Origin of the sequence: Halosaccharopolyspora lacisalsi, assembly GCF_014137975.1 — a bacterium.
In the GTDB taxonomy this organism is placed as follows: Bacteria; Actinomycetota; Actinomycetes; order Mycobacteriales; family Pseudonocardiaceae; genus Halosaccharopolyspora; species Halosaccharopolyspora lacisalsi.
The window spans coordinates 39,385-56,459 of the sequence record NZ_JACGWZ010000005.1 but is presented as its reverse complement, the minus strand read 5'-3'; the positions used below and the strand labels follow the sequence as shown (position 1 = coordinate 56,459).

The window sequence follows — 17,075 nt, the reverse complement described above, 5'->3', positions numbered from 1 at the left end:
TCGTGCGCGGGACGCTGATCGTTCTCCTCGGACGAGATGACGCGGTCACCGTGGTCCGGGTGTCCACACCGGACCACCGAATCCCTCGCCCATCATCCGCTCCCCTTCCAAAACGCCCGCGAAACAGCATGACCAGCACCTCGCGGGTGTCCTTCGCCCGCGGGCGGCTGGTGCCGAGACACGCACCGAGCGTGCCGACGCCGGCCCCGACAGGCGACCGAAGCGAGGACTGCGGCTGGAGGTCTACCGATCCGCCCGGTGGATCAGTAGATTGATCGCAGTCTATACATACGTAGTCATAAAGGCGGGAGCGGATCAATGGCTATTTCCAGGCGGTCGTTCGTACTCGGCACCGGTGCGGCACTCACGGGGGCAGCGCTGGCACCCCCGGTGCTGCGCGCACCGTCGGCGTTCGCGGTGGAGAACCAGCCCTCGTGGCTGGCCGACAGCGTGCTCTACCAGATCTACCCGCAGAGCTTCGCCGACACCGACGGCAGCGGCATCGGCGACCTGCGCGGCATCATCGAGCACCTCGACCACCTGCAGTGGCTCGGCGTGGGCGCGATCTGGGTCAACCCGGTGTTCCCGTCGCCGTTCACCGACGCGAGCTACGACATCTCCGACTACGTCGGCGTGCACCCGCGCTACGGCACCGAGGAGGACGTGGTGCGGCTGGTCGAGGAATCGCGCCGCCGCGGCATCCGCGTGCTGTTCGACCTGGTCGCCGGGCACAGTTCGGACCAGCACCCGTGGTTCCAGCACTCGCTGCGGGACGACAACGACGACCGCTACATCTGGGCCGCTCCGGAGCAACTGCCCGATGACGGCACGCTGCCCGACGAGTTCGTCGCCTCGCCCGGCCCGCGCCAGGGCGCGTTCTACAAGAACTACTACGCCACGCAACCGGCGCTCAACTACGGGTACGCGCGGACGAACCCGGACGAGCCGTGGCGCCAACCGGTCGACGCCGAAGGCCCGCGGCGCAACCGCGCGGCGATGCGCGAGGTGATGGACCACTGGCTGGAGCTGGGCATCTCCGGGTTCCGCTGCGACCTGGCCGCCACGCTGGTCAAGGACGATCCGGGGTGGACGGAGACCGGGAAGCTCTGGGGCGAGATGCGGGAGTGGCTGGACCGGAACCATCCGGACGCGGTGCTGATCTCCGAGTGGGGCGACCCGGCCGTGTCCGTGCCCGCCGGCTTCGACGCGGACTTCTTCCTCCCGGTCAACGGACCCGGCGACGGTGCGCCGTGGAAGTCGCTCTGGCGGGACGACCCGTACTTCGGCGCGGACGGCACCGGCTCCGCGAAGATCTTCGCGGAGGCCTTCGCCGAAGCGACGAAGAAGATCGGCAGCGGCGGGCACATCATGGTGCCGACCGCCAACCACGACTCCGCCAACCGGCTCAACGACGGCGTCCGCACTCCGGAAGAGCTGCCCGCCGCCTACGCCTTCCTGCTCACCTGGCCGACCGTTCCCGCGCTGTACTACGGCGAGGAGATCGGCATGCGGATGATCCGGGGACTGCCGGACGTCGAGGGCAGCTCGGGGCGGCAGCGCAACCGCACGCCGATGCAGTGGGACTCCGGTCCCAACGCCGGGTTCTCCAGCGCCCCCGCCGATCAGCTCTACATCCCCGTCGATCCGGACCCGAACCGGCCGACCGTCGAACAACAGCGTGCCGACGAGGGGTCGCTCCTGCACTTCATCCGCCGGCTCCTGGCGCTGCGCGAGCGGAACCCGGAGCTGGGCACGCGGTCCGACGTGCGGGTGTTCCACGACGGCTACCCGCTGACCTACCTGCGCGGCGACCGGTTCCTGGTCACCGTCAATCCGCGGCGCGACGAGGCGACGGTCACCGTGCCGGACGGCCGGGTGAGCCGAGCCCGATCCGTTGAGGACAGCGGCGTGCGAGTCGACGGAGAGGCGATCACCGTGCCCGGGTTCGGCTACGCGATCCTCGACCTGAACAACTGAGCGCCCGTGGACGGCCCGCCGCCGCGCGGGCCGTCCACGCACCGCCGCGGGCCCACCGGGACGGTGCTCCCCGATCCGCACAACCGATCCTTGACGCGTCGGGGGCATCGGTCTACTCTCCGTTTTCATACGTATGCACACCCGCTGCGTACTTGCCACCGGCGTCGGATCACCGGAGATGCCCATGTCCCTCGAAACACCGGGATCACCTACCACCACCCGCTCCCCCGGGAGCGAACAGGCGTCGAAAACCACGATTCGGAAGGCGATCTACGCGGGCAGCGTCGGCAACTTCGTCGAGCAGTTCGACTACGGCCTCTACGGCTACATGGCACCGATCATGGCCGCGTCGTTCTTCCCCAACGGCGACAGCGCTGCCGCGGTGCTGAGCTCGTACGCAGTACTGGCCGTGGCCTGCTTCTTCCGGCCACTGGGCGGCACGCTCATCGGTCGTTGGGGCGACCGCGTCGGCCGGAAGAAGGCGTTGCTGTGGACGATCGTGATGATGGGGGTCTCCACCGCGTTGATCGGTGCGCTGCCGAGCTACGCGCAGATCGGGTTCCTGGCGCCGCTGCTGCTCGTCGTGATCCGCACCTTCCAGGGGATCATCTCCGGCGGGGAGTACGTCGGCGCGGTCGCGTTCATCGTGGAGTGGGCGCATCCGAACAAGCGCGCCTACTACACCTCCTACGCCTCGAACAGCTGCTTCCTCGGCATCCTCTGTGGGGCGGCCGTGGCTGCGCTGGTCAGTGCCGTCTTCCCAGCGGAGCAGTTGGCCTCCTGGGGCTGGCGCGTTCCGTTCCTCGCAGTGCTGCCACTGTCGTTGGTCGGGTTGTGGCTGCGGAGCCGGATCGGTGAGACGCCGGAGTTCATGCGCGAGACCGACGGCGGCTCGAAGCCCGTCAAGGCACCGATCCGCGAGGCCCTGCGCGAGCAGTGGCAGCCCATCCTGGTTTTCTGCGGCGCCTCGATCATGCTGGCGATCCTGTCCTACATCTGGGTCACCTACTACCCGCAGTACCTGGTCAACTCGCTCGGGTTGTCCCGGGCACAGGCGCTTTCTTCCAATCTGATCTCGGTGGCCGTTTTGATGCCGCTGCTGCCGCTGGCCGGCAAGCTCTCCGACCGGATCGGGCGCAAGCCCATGCTGATCAGCGGAGCGCTGGCCTGCATCGGACTCGTACCGCTGGCGTTCGCGATCGGTGAGCAGGGCACGTTCTCCGCAGCGTTGTTCGGCCAGCTCGTCTACATCATCCCGGAGTTCTTCCTGACCGGGATCGTGACGACCTGCTCGGCCGAGCTGTTCGCGACGCGCACCCGCTTCAGCGCGAGTGCCATCGCCTACAACAGCTCGTTCTCCATCTTCATGGGCGTGACGCCGTTCGTCGCGGCGCTGCTGGTGACCCGGTTCGGCACGATCTACGCGGTGTGGGCCTACCTCGCCGCCGCGGCCGTGCTCGCGCTGTTCGTCATCACGGTGTTCATGAAGGAGACCTACCGCAGCGATCTCGGCGACGACAAGTTCGCTTGACCCCGCCTTCGCGTGGCGGCGCGGGAGACCTGACGCGCCGTCAGGCCGGGGAAATCCGAACTCCGATCAGCGTTCCTCGCGGGCCGTGAGCGGCGGTGCGTGCGTGCCGCGACGGACGAGTTCGGGGTCGACGACGACTCGCTGCGCGGAATCGGGTGCCTCCCCGGAAAGGCGCTCGAGCAGCAGCCGGGCGGCAGCCCGGGCCATCGCCCGCAGGTCGTAGCGGATCGTGGTGAGCGCGAACGCCTCCCAGGACGCCATCGGCAGATCGTCGAACCCGACCAGGGTCAGCTCGTCGGGAATCCGCACGCCCGCCCGCAGCGCGGCGTTGTAGGCGCCGATGGCCACCACATCGTTGCCGCAGAACACCGCGGTGATCGACGGATCGGCGGCGAGCAGCTCGGACAGTCCGAAGTAGCCGGTGTCGAAGTCGTACGGCCCGCGGCGGATCCGGTTGTCCGGCAACACGATGCCCGCGTCGGCGAGCCCGGCGACGAACCCCTGCTCCCGCTCGCGCCCGGTGCTGGTGTCGTCCGAGCCCCCGAGCAGGCCGGTGGCGCGGTGCCCGAGCTCGGCCAGCTCCGCGGCGGCGATCCTGCCGCCGCGCTCGTTGTCGACCACGGCGGCATCCGCCCCGTTCCGCCCGTCGACGCCGTCCCGCCCGTCGACGCGGTTGAGGAACACGAACGGCAACTGCTTGCGCCGCAGCGCATCCGGCAGTCCGGATCCGGTGCTGGTCGTCGTCAGCACCGCGCCGTCGATGGAGTGGTCCAGCAGCTGCTCGGTGACCAGCGCGTCGTCGGAGCGCTCGGCCAGCAGCATCATCCGGTAGCCGCACCGCTCCAGCTCGTCGTGCAGCGGCCCGATCAGGTGCGGGTAGAACGGGTTGGTCAGGTCGCTGACGAGCACGCCGATCCGCCGCGTGGTGCGCGTGGACAGGCTCCGGCCGGCCTCGCTGGGCACGTAGTTGAGCGCCTCCGCGGCGCGGCGGACCCGGTCCTGGGTCGCCGCGGACACCCGCGAATCACCGCGCAGCGCGCGCGAGACCGTCGCCTGGGACACCCCGGCGAACCTGGCCACGTCATGGCTCGTGATCAACATTCCACCTCCCCGGAATACGAATTCTAACGGGAGCACCCCGCGAACGGACGCACGCCGGTTTCCACGGCGCGGTCGAGCGAGTTATTGACCACCGCGCGATCCAGTGCTGTAATGCATACGTATACACACTGAGAACCGGAGGTGGGACGGATGCAGCAGGAGCCGGTACGCGTCGACGAGCACGAGCTCGCGCGCCGAACGATCCGCCGCAGCGACTTCGTGTCCTGCGCCCAGGCGTTCATCGACTGCCGCACGCCGGGATCCGATCGCAAGGAGAACTACGCGATGATCGGCCCGGGCGTCTCGCAGAACTCGAAGCAGGCCATCAACCTGCGAGAACCGCACGGCTACAACATCGGTGCGGCCGCGATGCCGCACGGCGTGACCAACAACCTGCACCTGCACTTCACCGCCGAGGTGTTCCTGTGCTTCCGCGGGGAGTACCTCCTGCGGTGGGGCGCGGACGGCGACGAGGGCGAGCTGGTGCTGCGCGAGGGCGACATCGCCTCGATCCCGACCTGGATCTTCCGCGGGTTCACCAACATCGGTCCGGACGACGGTTTCCTGTTCACCTCGCTCGGCCACGACGACACCGGCGGGATCATCTGGGGTCCCTCGGTGCTGCGGGAAGCCGCCGGGCACGGGCTGCACCTGACCGAGGACGGCCAGCTCATCGACACCGTGGCCGGGGACGAACCGCCCGACGAGGTCGAGCTCGTCCGGCCCGTCTCCGACGAGCACATCGATCGGCTGCGGTCGTTCTCGACGGAGAAGATGCGCCGCCGGGTGGTCACCCAGGACGACCTGGAGTGGTGCTCGCACCCGTTCCTGTGCTCGTCGGTCACCGGTGGTGAGACGGAGCTGGCGCTGGTGATCGGGTTCGGGATGACAGAGGACCTGGACCAGGAGCCGCGGATCCACAACCCGCACGGGCACAACCTCGCCTGGCTGCGGGCCGCTCCGGGCGCCGGGATGCTCGGGCACCGCGTCGACGAGACGCAGGTGCTCATGGTCAAGGAGGGCCGCTGGGAGGTCACGCTCAACGACCACGACCAGGTCGGGGTCGAGCTCGGCGAGTGGGACATGCTCTCGGTGCCGCCCGGGTCCTGGCGCAGCATCCGCAACGTCGGCGAGGACACCGGAAAGCTCCTGGTGATCAACTCCGGGGACGGGCGGGTGCGTCCGCGCTGGGACGAGGAGGTCGTCAAGTCCGCCGCCGACTCCGGGTACTCGATCGACCACAACGGCTACGTGGCGCCGTACGCGCTCGTACCGCGCAACCGTGGCTGAGGCGGTGCTGGTGCCCGGCATGCTCTGCGACGCCGGGCTCTGGGCCGAGGTCGAGCCCGCGCTCGACGTCACCGCGGTGCACGCCCAGCTGAGCGAACCGAGCATCACCGGCATGGCCGAGCAGGTTCTGTCCAGCACGGACGGACCGTTCACTCTCATCGGGCTGAGCCTCGGGGCGATCGTCGGCTTCGAGGTGGCACGTCTGGCCCCGGAGCGGGTCGTCGGGTTCGCCGCGCTGTCCACGAACGCCACCGGGCCGCGGTCCGACCAGTTGCGGGCCTGGCGCCGGATGGCCGAGCACAGCGAGTCCGGTGAGTTCGCGTCGGTGGTCGAGGAGACGCTGACGGCCATGTTCGCCACTCCCCTGCCCCCGTCCCGGCTGGCGCGGGCCTACCGCGGGATGGCCGGCCGGGTGGGCGAGCAGCGGTTCCTCGCCCAGCTCGCCGCGCAGGCCACTCGCACGGACGCCCGCGCAGGGCTGACCGCGATCGACGCTCCGTCGCTGGTGGCGTGCGGTACCGAGGACGCGCTGTGCCCACCGGAGTTCCATCGCGACATCGCCGACCGGCTCCCCGACGCCGAACTGCACCAGGTGCCCGACTCCGGGCACCTGCTCCCCCTGGAAGCACCCGAGAAAACCGCCGAGCTGCTGAACCGGCTGCTGCGCCGCTGCGGTCCGGCGCCACACGACCGAGGAGACGCACCGTGTCCGAGATGACTCCCGAACCGATCTCCGGGCGTACCGCCCTGGTCACCGGCGGCGGCAACGGGCTGGGACGGGCGATGTGCCGGGCGCTGTCGGAGGCCGGGGCGCGGGTGATCGCCACCGGGCGAAACCAGTCCGCTCTGGACGAGACGATCGCGGAGCTCCCGATCCGGGGACGCGCGGTGACCTGCGACGTCGCCGATCCGGACGCGGTTCGCGAGCTCATCGGGCAACTGACCGACGAGCACGTCTCGATCCTGGTGAACAACGCCGGAGTCGCGGGCCCGGTCGCACCGCTGACCGAGATCGAGCCCGCGGACTGGGACGCGGTGTTCGCCGCGAACGTGCGCGGCACCTACCTGATGTGCCGCGCCTTCCTCCCGGCCATGACCGAGCGCGGCAGCGGGAACGTCGTCAACATCGCCTCGGTGTCCGGCAAGCGCCCGCTGGAGCGGAGAACCCCGTACTGCGCCTCGAAGACGGCGGTACTGGGGCTGACCACGACGCTGGCCGCCGAGGTCGGTCCGCTCGGGGTCGCGGTCAACTCGCTGTCACCCGGACCGGTCGACGGGCCGCGAATGGCCCGGAACTTCCGGCTGGAGGCCGAACGCACCGGAAAGACCGCCGAGCAGGCCGAGGCGGAGTTCGTCTCCCGCGCGGCGCTCGGCCGGATGGTCACCGAAGAGGAGGTCGGCGCCGCGCTGGTGGCGATGCTGCGAATGCCGGGGCTGTGTGCCGCCGACATCGATCTGTCCGCGGGAATGGTGGGACGTTGAGGCTCAAGAAGCGGTTGCGCGAAGGTTCCCGGCTGCGCGGGGGAATCCTGCGCACTCCGGCCGAGATGTTGGTGGAACTGTCCGGAATCGGCGGGCTGGACTACGTGCTCGTCGACTGCGAGCACGGTCCGGACGACCTGCTCGCGCTGCAGCAGCACGTCGCGATCGCGCAGGCGCACGACCTGCCGGTGCTGGTGCGGATCGGGCGTGGCGAACCGAACCAGGTGCTGCGGGTGCTCGACCTCGGCGCCGAGGGAATCATCGCGCCGCACGTGGAAAGCGCTCGGGAAGCCGAGGAGGTGGTGCGCTCGGCGCACTACCCGCCGCGCGGCGAGCGCGGTTTCGCGACCTACAGCAGGGCCGGCCGCTACGGTGCGGTCACCGCCACCGAACACCTGAGCGCGGCCGAGGACGTGCTCGTGGTGGTGATGATCGAGACCGCGGCGGGTGTGCGGCGCGCCGCCGACATCGTCGCGGTGGACGGGATCGACGCGGTGTGGGTGGGTCCGGCGGATCTGGCCGTGTCGCTGGGAGTTCCGCCCGGCGACCCGGCCGTGCGCAGCGCCACGGACGAGGTGCACGAGAAGGCGCGGGCGGCCGGGGTGTCGGTGATGAGCATCGTGTCCAGCGCCGAGCAGGGCTCGGCCAGCGAAGCCGAGCTCGTGGTCTACAACCTCGCCCACATCCTCCTGAACACGTTCCGGACGCTCTGAGCACCTGCCACTCGCGGAGTGGGTCCTGCGGGATCCGTTCAAGCCGCGGATCCCGCAGGCGCCCGATGGCCGGCCGCGCGACTCAGGCCAGCGGGCCGTAGAGCTCGGGCCGACGGTCGGCGAACAGGTGCGCGCGTTCGGTGAGCCGCTTGTCCCGGGCCGCGCTCAGTTCCAGATCGGCCCGGGCGATTCCGGCGGTGTCCACCTCCGCGCGGACCCATCCGTCCGGTCCGACGATGCTGGTGCCCTCGTTCCAGGCACCGCCGCGCTCGGTTCCGCTGCGGTCGCAGCAAGCGATGGCGATCCGGTTGACCCGCGCCGCGGCCATCGCGACGACCACTTCGGGAACGCGTTCCCCGGCCGGACGCGGCAGCAGCGGCCAGTTCGTCGGCACGGCGAGCAGTTCGGCGCCTTCCAGGGCCAGTATCCGGGTCAGTTCCGGGAATTCGAGGTCGTAGCAGATCAACACGCCGATCCTGCCGCCACTGGTGTCCAACACCGGTGGTGCTTCGGCACCCGGGGTGAACAGCGACTTCTCGGAGTCCCACAGGTGCGTCTTGCGGTAGACCGCGACGAGTTCTCCCCGGTCGAGCACGGCCGCGCTGTTGTACAACCGCCCGTCGGCGCCGAGCTCGCAGAACCCGCCGACCACGACGGCCTCCGGGGCGGCTCGCCCCCACTCGGCGAACAGCGGGTCCTCCGCCGGGATCGCCACCGAGGCCGCCTCGGCCACCGATTCGAGCCGGTATCCGGAGGTCACCAGTTCCGGCAGCACGATCACCTCGGCCCCGCGCCCGGCGGCCCCGCGCACGGCCGCCACCGACAACTCCCGGTTGTACGGCAGATCGGCGATGCGCGGAGCCAGCTGGGTGCACAGCACGCTGGTCACGGCCGGTCCCTCCGCGGTGGACGCACGCTCATCCGAGCAGGGACGGCGGCTCGTCGCCCAGCAGCTGGGCGAGCACGTCGAACTCGTTGAACAGCGACCACTCCTCCACGATCCGCCCACCGGCGAAGTACAGCTGCGAGATGCCCCAGAGGTGCGCCCGCCGCCCGGTCGGCTTGCCGTAGAGCCCGTAGCCGCGGTGCGTCCCGGTGCCCGACCACCGGACCGAGACGCTGAACCCGTCGGTCTCGTTGCCCATCCAGTACACCTCGTCGACCGAGACGCCCAGGTCCGGGAACGTGGCCAGCAGCGAGCGCGCCATGCCGCGCACGTCGGAGCGGTTGCGCCCGACCCGGTTGGTGGTGCCGTGGTAGTTCACCGACTCCGCGTAAACCCGGTCGAACATGCTCAGGTCGCGGCGGTTGTAGACGTTGTGGAACAGCGCGCGCACGACCTGATCGACGTCGAACTGCTCCGGCAGCGCCATCGCCTCCGGCTTGCGACCGCCGACCAGCCGCTGCGGCTCGCTGAAGCTGCGCGCCGACAGCGGCGCGATGCCGCCCTCGGCGGCGTAGGCGCGGGCCGCCTCGACCACGTCGATGCCGAGTTGCTGGAGCTTGGCCGCGGTGTTGTAGAGGACCCACTCCTCGTAGATCTCGTTCTCCCGCACCACGCAGTTCGCCATGACCCAGGTGTCGAGCTTGCGCCCGGTCGGCGGGCCCCAGCGCCACGGGCCGGTGTGGTGGCCGATGTTCAGCGCCCGGTGCGAGGTGACGAAGCCCTGGTCCTCGTCGCCGGCCCAGATCACGTCGTCGGCGTAGTGCCGGCAGTCCGGGAACGCGTTGATCGTCTGGATCGTGCCGTCGACGAGCTGCTCCACGCCGTAGGAGAAGCCGTCGTCGCCGTGCAGCCGGCACCCGGGACTGTAGGTGTCGTAGACGTAGCCGACGTCCTGGTCCTCCCAGATGCGGTGGGTGATCCGCACGATGTAGTCGACGATGTCGGTGTAGGTGTCCTCGAAGCCGCGCATCGGCTGGCGGCGCCGGCCGGGCACCCGATCCTGGTCGACGCGGTGCGGCTCGTCGATGCCGTGCCCGGAGTCCACGCGAATGGTGTGATCGGTCGGCATCGTCCGCGCGGGCGGGTGCATCGTGCCCTCCGGGGCGCCGCGTCGACTCGGTTGCGGTGCTGCGGCGGGTGCGAACTGCGAGTTCTGCTCGATGGTCATCAGCGGGTTCCCTCCTGGTGGCGGGTGGTGCGGATGGTGGCGGTGGTCCGGTGCGCGGCCATCCGCTCGTAGTCGGAGATGACGTCGACCGCGTCGGCCAGCTGCGGCGTCGCGTGCTCGGCCACCCGCTGGTAGGTCAGCGGCTTGAGGAACCGGGAGACCGACAGCCCGGCGCTGTGCTTGGCGCCCCCCGCGGTCGGCAGCACGTGGTTGGTACCGGCCATCCCCTTGTCCGAGTACGCCACCGTGCTCCACGGGCCGAGGAAGATCGAGCCGTAGTTGCGCAGCTCGCGGTGGTAGTGCTCGTCGTCGGCGGTCTGCACTTCGAGGTGTTCCGGGGCGAGATCGTCCACCAGCGCCACCGCGGTCGCCGGGTCCCGCGCCCAGGTCACCGAACCGTGATCACGCCAGGCGGGGCCGGCGATCTCCTTGGTGTCCAGGGTTTTCAGCTGCTTGTCCACCTCGGCGATCACGTCGTCGCCGAGCCGCTGCGAGGTGGTCACCAGCGCGGCCGGGGAGTTGACCCCGTGCTCGGCCTGCCCGAGCAGGTCCGCGGCGACCAGTTCCGCGTCGGCGGTGTCGTCGGCGAGCACCGCGACCTCGGACGGCCCGGCCAGCAGGTCGATACCGACGGTGCCGAACAGCTGCCGCTTGGCCTCGGCCACGAACGCGTTGCCCGCACCGACGAGCACGTCCACCGGCCGTTCCCCGAGCAGCCCGAACGCCATCGCGGCCAGCGCCTGCACGCCCCCGAGCACGTGCACCCGGTCCACTCCGGACAGGTGCGCGGAGTACAGCACCGCCGGATCGGGGGTGCCGTCGTGGCCGGGCGGCACGCACGCCAGCGCGGTGTCGACTCCGGCGGCCTTGGCCACCCCGACGGTCATGAACGCCCCGGCCGTCAGCGGGAACCGCCCCGCCGGCAGGTAGGCGCCGACCCGTTGCACCGGCACGTACTTGTGCCCGGTGATCAGCCCGGGGGTCAGCTCGGTCTCGAAGTCGCGCAGGTGTTCGCGCTGGGCCTCGGCGAACGCCCGGGTCCGCTCGGCGCCGAGCTCCAACGACGCGCGGTGCTCGGCGGTGAGCCGGTCGCCGCTGCGCCGGACGGCCGCCGCGTCGAGTTCGACATCGCCGTCGGACCAGCCGTCGAGCTCGCTCGCGTAGCGCAGCACGGCGTTCATCCCGTCGCGTTCGATCTCGGTGAGCATCTCCGAGACCCGTTGCACCACGGCCGGATCGCGCTGCGCGGCCGAACCGTCGTGTTCGGGGGATTTGAGCGTTCTGCAGGAATCGCCGATTTCACTGAGCAGGGAGGGCGCGAATCGCATGGCGCGACTGTACGAACGCCGCGATCAAAGGACAAGGTGACGAAATCCTGCTCCTTTCATAGGGTTTCCCTATGACGTTGAAACAGTTGCGCGCGTTCGTGCTCGCCGCGCGGACCGGCTCGTTCACCAGTGCCGCGGCGAGCATGGGCATCGCCCAGGCATCGATCTCGGAACTGATCCGCAAGCTCGAGGACGAGTACGCGACTCCGCTGTTCACCCGGGGCGCGCGTCGGCTGGTGCTCACCGCCGCCGGGGAGGCCCTGCTGCCGCACGCCGAGCAGGCCACGGTCGCCGCCGACGACGGTGCGCATGCGCTGCGATCGGTGCGCGGCCTGCACGGTGGTGTCGCGACGTTCGGGGTGCTGCGCAACGCCGGTTACTACCTGCTGTCCGACCTGGCGCAGCGGTTCCACGACAGTCATCCCGACGTGCGCATCCGGCTGATCGGGCGGAATTCGGCGGACGTGGCGTCCGCGGTCGCGGCCGGGACCATAGAGGCGGGACTGGTGGTACTGCCGATCGACGACGCGGACCTGGAGGTGACGCCGCTGCTGCGGGACGAGGTCCGCTACGCCACCGCCGATCCGTCGCGGGCCGCGGAACCGGTGTCGATCGAGGACTTCGCGCGGTCGCGACTGATCCTCTACGACGCGCACTACGGCTGGTCGGACCCGACGCGCCGGCAGCTGGCCGATCGCGCCCAGCTCGCCGGGCTCAAGCTCGAACCGTGGATCGAGGTCGAGCACGTGGAGGGCGCGCTTTCCCTGGTGCAGCGCGGAATCGGCGACACCGTCCTGGCCCGCGCGGTCGCCGAGAGCTCCGCCTGCCCGCAGAACCTGCACACGATCGGTTTCCGCGAACCCCTCCACGACACCATCGCCCTGGTCCGCCGCCGCGGAGCCACCCTCTCCCCCGCCACCCGCGAACTGGCCGGTCTGGCCCGGCGAATGCTCCTGGAGCACTCCGGGAACGACTGACCCATCCGCACGGGTGTCCCCGCCGCTCCCGCCATCACGAAACAAGAACCGATCGGCCGAACTCGGCGCTCCGGGTGTGCGCGGTGGAGCCGCGGACGACGAGTTCGCCGGGGAAGCACTGCTTGCGGGCCGGCGCGGAGCGGTCCTCGATGCGTTCCAGCAGCAAGTGCACGGCCGCGCGGGCCATCTCCGCGATCGGCCGGCGGACCGTCGTGACGTCGTAGGAGTCCCACGCCGTCATCGCGATGTCGTCGTAGCCGACCACCCACACGTCCTCCGGTACGCGCTTGGCCAGCGACACCGCCCCGTCGACGGCCCCCCGCGGGCGGCACCATCACCAGCCCGGTTAGCTGAACCGCACGCGGGATGAAGGGAGCCGTCCCGCTGTCGAGGGCGGAACAGTCCCTTCCCCACTTCCGCGAACCGACCGGGCTTGAGCGCCGATCACAGGTGCGCACAGTCCCGCGACGGGCATCGTCCTCACCGGTGGCAATGGGGAGCCACCGGTGAGACGGCCCGAAGGACCGCACCAGGTCACCGTGCTGTGCGGGCAGCCGCGAGGTCCGAACGGCCTTTTCCTCCCACCGAGCCGGCCATCACTGCCCGATGTCAACGACACGTCGCCCGCGACGTGCCAGCGTCCTCTCGAAGCACTGCCGCTCGGCGTCGTCCTGGACGACCTCGTTGGCATCCATACCGACCAGCCAGGTCAGGCCGCGACGCTGTCCGGCAGGCACCGGCCCGTCCTCGCCGACCAAGGCGACCGCATAAAGCTCGTCGTCACCGGCCTGATCCTGGGCCCAGCTGACGACCTGGAGCACGTCAGCGTCGACGACGTCACAAGTGTCGGTGGTCCGGGGGCATTTCCGGGCATCGCTCGCCTCGCCACCCTCGGAGAGATAAACCCGGAACCGAGGACGGGAGTCCTCCCAGGCACTGTCGCGCTCATCGACCGGCTCAACACGCACCTCCCCGCCCTAAACCGCGAACGGGGTCGTTGACGGCGACTCTCGCGGAGCCGTGAAGCGATCGCTCATCCCCTCCGGCACGTTGTCCGCGAAAGACGGAGCCCGACCCGAACAGTCGTCCCGGAACGGCTGGTGTGGTCGACCGACGTCGGACTACTGTCGTTGATCAGCACGAGCCACGTCGCAGGAGGGCGATCATGGGGCGTCACGAGCACAGTACCGATCCGCTGAGACAGTCCCCGGAGGCGATCTCCGAGGTGGACGTGGACAGTCCGAACTCGGCGCGGATGTACGACCACTACCTGGGCGGTTCGGCCAACTTCGCCGTCGACCGGACCGAGGCCGAGCGCGTCCTCGAGGCCTTCCCCGCCATGGGCCGCTGGGCGCGGGCCAACCGCTCGTTCCTGGGACGAGCGGTGGCCTCCCTGAGCGAGCGGGGCATCGACCAGTTCCTCGACTTGGGCTCCGGAATCCCCACCATCGGCAACGTCCACGAGATCGCCCACCGGCACAATCCGCACGCCCGCATCGCCTACGTCGACTGCGAACCCGTGGCGGTCGCCCACGCTCGTCGCCTGCTGAGCGACGAGGACCGAGTCAGCATCACCCAGGCCGACATTCGCGATCCCCACCACGTGTTGGCCGCACCAGGAGTGTCCGAGCTGCTGGACTTCAATCGACCGGTGGCGGTGCTGGCCGTGGCGGTCCTGCACGCCCTGCCCGAGACCGACCAGCCCGCCCGGCTCATGGCCGACTACCGCAAGGTCTGCGCACCGGGCAGCGCCCTGGTCCTGACCCACGGAGTGCGCACCACCCTGACCGACGAGCAGTACGAGCGCTTCCTGGCCAGCTACCGCAACACCCCCACCCCCGCCACCTTCCGCACCGTCGACCAGGTCGCCGCCCTGTTGGACGGCTACCAGCTCCTCGACCCCGGCCTGGTACCGCTCGACCAGTGGCGCCCCGAGAGCCCGGTGGACGAGGCCACCGCCATCGAGACCAACTGCTACGCCGCCGTGGGGAACCTGCCCGGCGAACCGGACCATCCCTGAGCCGGGATTCGGTCCGGCCGCTGGCCGTGCGACGGTTCGCCCCCGAGCCGTCAGTGGTCGCGGTGGGTGGTCAACCGGGCGAGCGCCTCCAGCTCGGTGGCTCGGGCGACGGGGGCCGCCGCGTGCAGGTGGTGCAGGGCCCGGTCGAGGAGCTGGTCGGACTGGGCCCGGCTCCAGGCACGTCCCCCGGCTCGGTCGACGAGTTCCGCGGTGTTGGTCGGCTCGGGAGCGGAGTCGGGGGTGTCGTGGTGGTATCCCGAGGCGAGTTCCCGTCCGGCCGAGGTGTCGGAGTTCAGCGCGAACACCACGGGCAGGGTTTTCTTGTGGCTGCGCAGGTCCGAATACGCCGGTTTCCCGGTGTGCTCGGACTCGCCCCAGATGCCCAGCAGGTCGTCGACGTGCTGGAAGGCCAGCCCCAGTTCGTTGCCGAAGTCGCGCAGGTGTTCGGTCTGCTCGCCGCCTGCGTCACCGAACAGGGCACCGAGTTCACAAGCGGCTCCGAGGAGGACTCCGGTCTTGTTCCGGGCCATGCGCTGGCATTCGGCCACGTCGACGTCGCTGCGCTGCTCGAAGGCCAGGTCCATGATCTGGCCCTGGATCAGTCCCTGCACCGCGGTGTTGAGCAGCCGCACTCCCCGCAGGGCGACTGGGTTCCCGCTGTCGGCGAGCACACCGGTAGCCAGCGACAGCAGCGCGTCACCGGCCAGGATCGCCGCGCTGACGCCGAACACGCTCCAGGCCGTGGGGCGGTGGCGGCGGGTGGCATCGGCGTCGATGACGTCGTCGTGCAGCAGGGAGAAGTTGTGCACGAGCTCGACGGCGACCGCGGCGGGTACCGCCGCTTGAGCTGTGCTGCCGACGGCCTCGGCGGTGAGCAGGACCAGGGCTGAGCGCATCGTCTTGCCGCCGGTGGCCTCGATGGGCCGGCCGTGCTCGTCCCACCAGCCGAAGTGATACCCAGCGATGTGGCGCAGGTCCTCGGGCAACGTGTCGATCGCGGCCCGCAGCGCGGGATCGACGTGATGACGGCTCCATGCCAGCGCTTCCCGCGCCTGGCTCTCGTGGGGCATCACTTCGGTGGAGACCATGGCATCGCTCCTTTCACCGGGCGATTTCGACGTTTTCCAGCACACCGAGCGCGTCGGGAGTGAGTACGGCGGCGGAGTAGTACGCGCTGACCAGGTAGGAGGTGACGGCCTTGTCGTTGATCCCCATGAACCGCACGTTCAGGCTCGGTGCGTACTCGTCGGGGATGCCGGTCTGGTGCAGCCCGACCACGCCCTGGTGCTCCTCCCCGGTGCGCAGGGCCAGGATCGAGCTGGTCCCCCTGTCCGTGATCGGGATCTTGTTGCAGGGCAGCAGCGGCACTCCGCGCCAGGCGGTCACCCTGGTGCCGTGAACGTCGAGACTGTCGGGATACACCCCCAGCCGGGTGCACTCGCGGCCGAAGGCGGCGATGGTGCGGGGGTGGGCCAGGAAGAACTCGGTCTTGCGGCGCCGGGACAGCAGTTCGTCGAGGTCACCCGGGACGGGTGGGCCGGTGGTGGTTTGGATGCGCTGGCGCAGGTCGGCGTTGTGCAGCAGCCCGAACTCGCGGTTGTTGACCAGCTCGTGCTCCTGCTGCTCGCGCAGTTCCTCGACGGTCAACCGCAGCTGCTGTTCGAGCTGGTCCATCGGCTCGTCGTAGAGGTCGGCCACCCGGGTGTGCACCCGCAGGATGGTCTGGGCGACGCTGAGCTCGTACTCGCGGGGGTTGAGGTCGTAGTCGGCGAAGGTCGCGGGCAGGTCGGGTTCGCCGTCGTGGCCGGAGGCCAGCTGCATGGCGGCTTCGCCGTGCTTGTTGTGGGCGGGCTTCGGTGCGCTGCGAACGTGTTCGAGGTGGGTGCGCAGCGTCTCGGACCGGTCGGTGAGCTCGGCGAGGTCCTGCCGGGACAGGGTCAGCGCGATGCACGGGGTGAGTGCCTTGGCCGTGACCGGCCAGGTCTGCTCGGCACCGGCCAACACCTGGTCGCCGAGGTACTGGCCGTCGGCGAGCACCTCCAGGGAGGTCTCACCGTCGTACTGCCCCTTGGCGAAGGTGTTGACCTTCCCGTGGGCCAGCAACACCACCTCCTCGGCCGGCTCGCCGGCGGTGGTGATGACCTCGCCCGGCGCGTAGTGGCGCTGGGCGAACCGCTCGGCCAGCGCGCTCAGGGCCGCGTCGTCGCCGAGGTCGCGCAGCGAGGGCAGTTCGCGCAGTTCCGGGGGCAGGACGCGGACCTGATCACCGGTGTTGGCGAAGGTCAGGCGGCCGTCACCGAAGGTGTAGGTCAACCGGCGGTTGACCCGGTACGAACCGCTGGTGGTATCGACCCAGGGCAGCATGCGCGACAGCCACCGCGGGCTGATCGAGGCCATCTGCGGCGGCGTCTTGGTCGTACTGGCCAGGTTGCGGGCAGCTGCCGTGCCCAGGCTGAGCTGGCCCTGACCACTGTGGTCGGCCGTCGAGGTCGGTTCGGCATCGGTCATGAGGATTCACCCATCGCGGGTCGTGGTGGGCAGA

Annotated in this window: 16 protein-coding genes; 8 read left to right on the top strand and 8 right to left on the bottom strand. The window is 70.1% G+C overall.

All coding sequences use genetic code 11. From position 1 onward, the window contains the following. Positions 1-318: 318 nt before the first annotated feature. Together FHX42_RS16860 and FHX42_RS16855 are read left to right on the top strand one after the other, a co-directional pair. Positions 319-1,977: an alpha-amylase family glycosyl hydrolase gene (locus FHX42_RS16860; RefSeq protein WP_182545392.1), complete on the top strand. Its 1,659-nt coding sequence runs from the start codon at positions 319-321 to the stop codon at positions 1,975-1,977. A gap of 184 nt (positions 1,978-2,161) precedes the next feature. Further along, positions 2,162-3,508: an MFS transporter gene (locus tag FHX42_RS16855; RefSeq protein WP_182545391.1), complete on the top strand. Its 1,347-nt coding sequence runs from the start codon at positions 2,162-2,164 to the stop codon at positions 3,506-3,508. Between the two features lie 66 nt (positions 3,509-3,574). Here FHX42_RS16855 and FHX42_RS16850 read toward each other — a convergent pair whose 3' ends face one another. Next, positions 3,575-4,609, bottom strand: coding sequence for a LacI family DNA-binding transcriptional regulator (locus tag FHX42_RS16850; RefSeq protein WP_182545390.1), 1,035 nt, complete (start codon positions 4,607-4,609; stop codon positions 3,575-3,577). Between the two features lie 150 nt (positions 4,610-4,759). Here FHX42_RS16850 and FHX42_RS16845 point away from each other — a divergent pair, with 150 nt between their 5' ends. The 4 genes from FHX42_RS16845 to FHX42_RS16830 are packed head-to-tail and all read left to right on the top strand — an operon-like array spanning position 4,760 to position 8,094. Then, positions 4,760-5,899, top strand: a complete 1,140-nt coding sequence (locus tag FHX42_RS16845) for a cupin domain-containing protein (RefSeq protein ID WP_182545389.1) — start codon at positions 4,760-4,762, stop codon at positions 5,897-5,899. Further along, positions 5,892-6,617: an alpha/beta fold hydrolase gene (locus FHX42_RS16840; RefSeq protein WP_328796289.1), complete on the top strand. Its 726-nt coding sequence runs from the start codon at positions 5,892-5,894 to the stop codon at positions 6,615-6,617. The genes FHX42_RS16845 and FHX42_RS16840 overlap by 8 nt, the downstream gene beginning before the upstream one ends. Then, positions 6,614-7,381, top strand: coding sequence for an SDR family NAD(P)-dependent oxidoreductase (locus FHX42_RS16835; protein ID WP_182545722.1), 768 nt, complete (start codon positions 6,614-6,616; stop codon positions 7,379-7,381). The genes FHX42_RS16840 and FHX42_RS16835 overlap by 4 nt, the downstream gene beginning before the upstream one ends. Then, the gene (locus FHX42_RS16830) at positions 7,378-8,094 is read left to right on the top strand and encodes an HpcH/HpaI aldolase family protein (protein ID WP_235987444.1); all 717 of its coding nucleotides are present in this window, start codon (positions 7,378-7,380) and stop codon (positions 8,092-8,094) included. Before FHX42_RS16835 ends, FHX42_RS16830 begins: the two co-directional genes overlap by 4 nt. Positions 8,095-8,176: 82 nt before the next feature. Here FHX42_RS16830 and FHX42_RS16825 read toward each other — a convergent pair whose 3' ends face one another. Genes FHX42_RS16825 through hisD form a run of 3 tightly spaced genes read right to left on the bottom strand, consistent with a single transcriptional unit; the run spans position 8,177 to position 11,536 of the window. Beyond that, on the bottom strand, positions 8,177-8,983 hold the full coding sequence (locus FHX42_RS16825; RefSeq protein WP_182545387.1) for a nitrilase-related carbon-nitrogen hydrolase: 807 nt from the start codon (positions 8,981-8,983) through the stop codon (positions 8,177-8,179). 28 nt (positions 8,984-9,011) lie between these two features. Continuing rightward, the gene (locus FHX42_RS16820) at positions 9,012-10,208 is read right to left on the bottom strand and encodes an ester cyclase (protein WP_182545386.1); all 1,197 of its coding nucleotides are present in this window, start codon (positions 10,206-10,208) and stop codon (positions 9,012-9,014) included. Beyond that, the gene (gene hisD / locus FHX42_RS16815) at positions 10,208-11,536 is read right to left on the bottom strand and encodes a histidinol dehydrogenase (RefSeq protein WP_182545385.1); all 1,329 of its coding nucleotides are present in this window, start codon (positions 11,534-11,536) and stop codon (positions 10,208-10,210) included. The genes FHX42_RS16820 and hisD overlap by 1 nt, the downstream gene beginning before the upstream one ends. 71 nt (positions 11,537-11,607) lie before the next feature. On the opposite strand from hisD, the gene FHX42_RS16810 reads away from it, so the two are divergent. After that, the gene (locus FHX42_RS16810) at positions 11,608-12,513 is read left to right on the top strand and encodes a LysR family transcriptional regulator (protein WP_182545384.1); all 906 of its coding nucleotides are present in this window, start codon (positions 11,608-11,610) and stop codon (positions 12,511-12,513) included. Positions 12,514-12,547: 34 nt separating this feature from the next. Here FHX42_RS16810 and FHX42_RS16805 read toward each other — a convergent pair whose 3' ends face one another. Further along, complete coding sequence (locus tag FHX42_RS16805) at positions 12,548-12,814, bottom strand: substrate-binding domain-containing protein (protein ID WP_182545383.1); 267 nt, start codon at positions 12,812-12,814, stop codon at positions 12,548-12,550. Between the two features lie 295 nt (positions 12,815-13,109). Beyond that, positions 13,110-13,481: a hypothetical protein gene (locus tag FHX42_RS16800; RefSeq protein WP_182545382.1), complete on the bottom strand. Its 372-nt coding sequence runs from the start codon at positions 13,479-13,481 to the stop codon at positions 13,110-13,112. A 197-nt stretch (positions 13,482-13,678) separates the two neighbouring features. Between FHX42_RS16800 and FHX42_RS16795 the strand changes: the two genes are divergently transcribed. Then, a complete protein-coding gene (locus FHX42_RS16795) occupies positions 13,679-14,533 on the top strand; it encodes an SAM-dependent methyltransferase (protein ID WP_182545381.1) in 855 nt (284 codons plus the stop codon). Positions 14,534-14,583: 50 nt separating this feature from the next. Here the strand turns inward: FHX42_RS16795 and FHX42_RS16790 are convergent, their stop codons facing one another. Together FHX42_RS16790 and FHX42_RS16785 are read right to left on the bottom strand one after the other, a co-directional pair. Continuing rightward, on the bottom strand, positions 14,584-15,621 hold the full coding sequence (locus tag FHX42_RS16790; protein WP_182545380.1) for a family 2 encapsulin nanocompartment cargo protein polyprenyl transferase: 1,038 nt from the start codon (positions 15,619-15,621) through the stop codon (positions 14,584-14,586). Positions 15,622-15,634: 13 nt separating this feature from the next. Beyond that, complete coding sequence (locus FHX42_RS16785) at positions 15,635-17,041, bottom strand: family 2B encapsulin nanocompartment shell protein (protein WP_182545379.1); 1,407 nt, start codon at positions 17,039-17,041, stop codon at positions 15,635-15,637. Between the last annotated feature and the right edge of the window lie 34 nt (positions 17,042-17,075).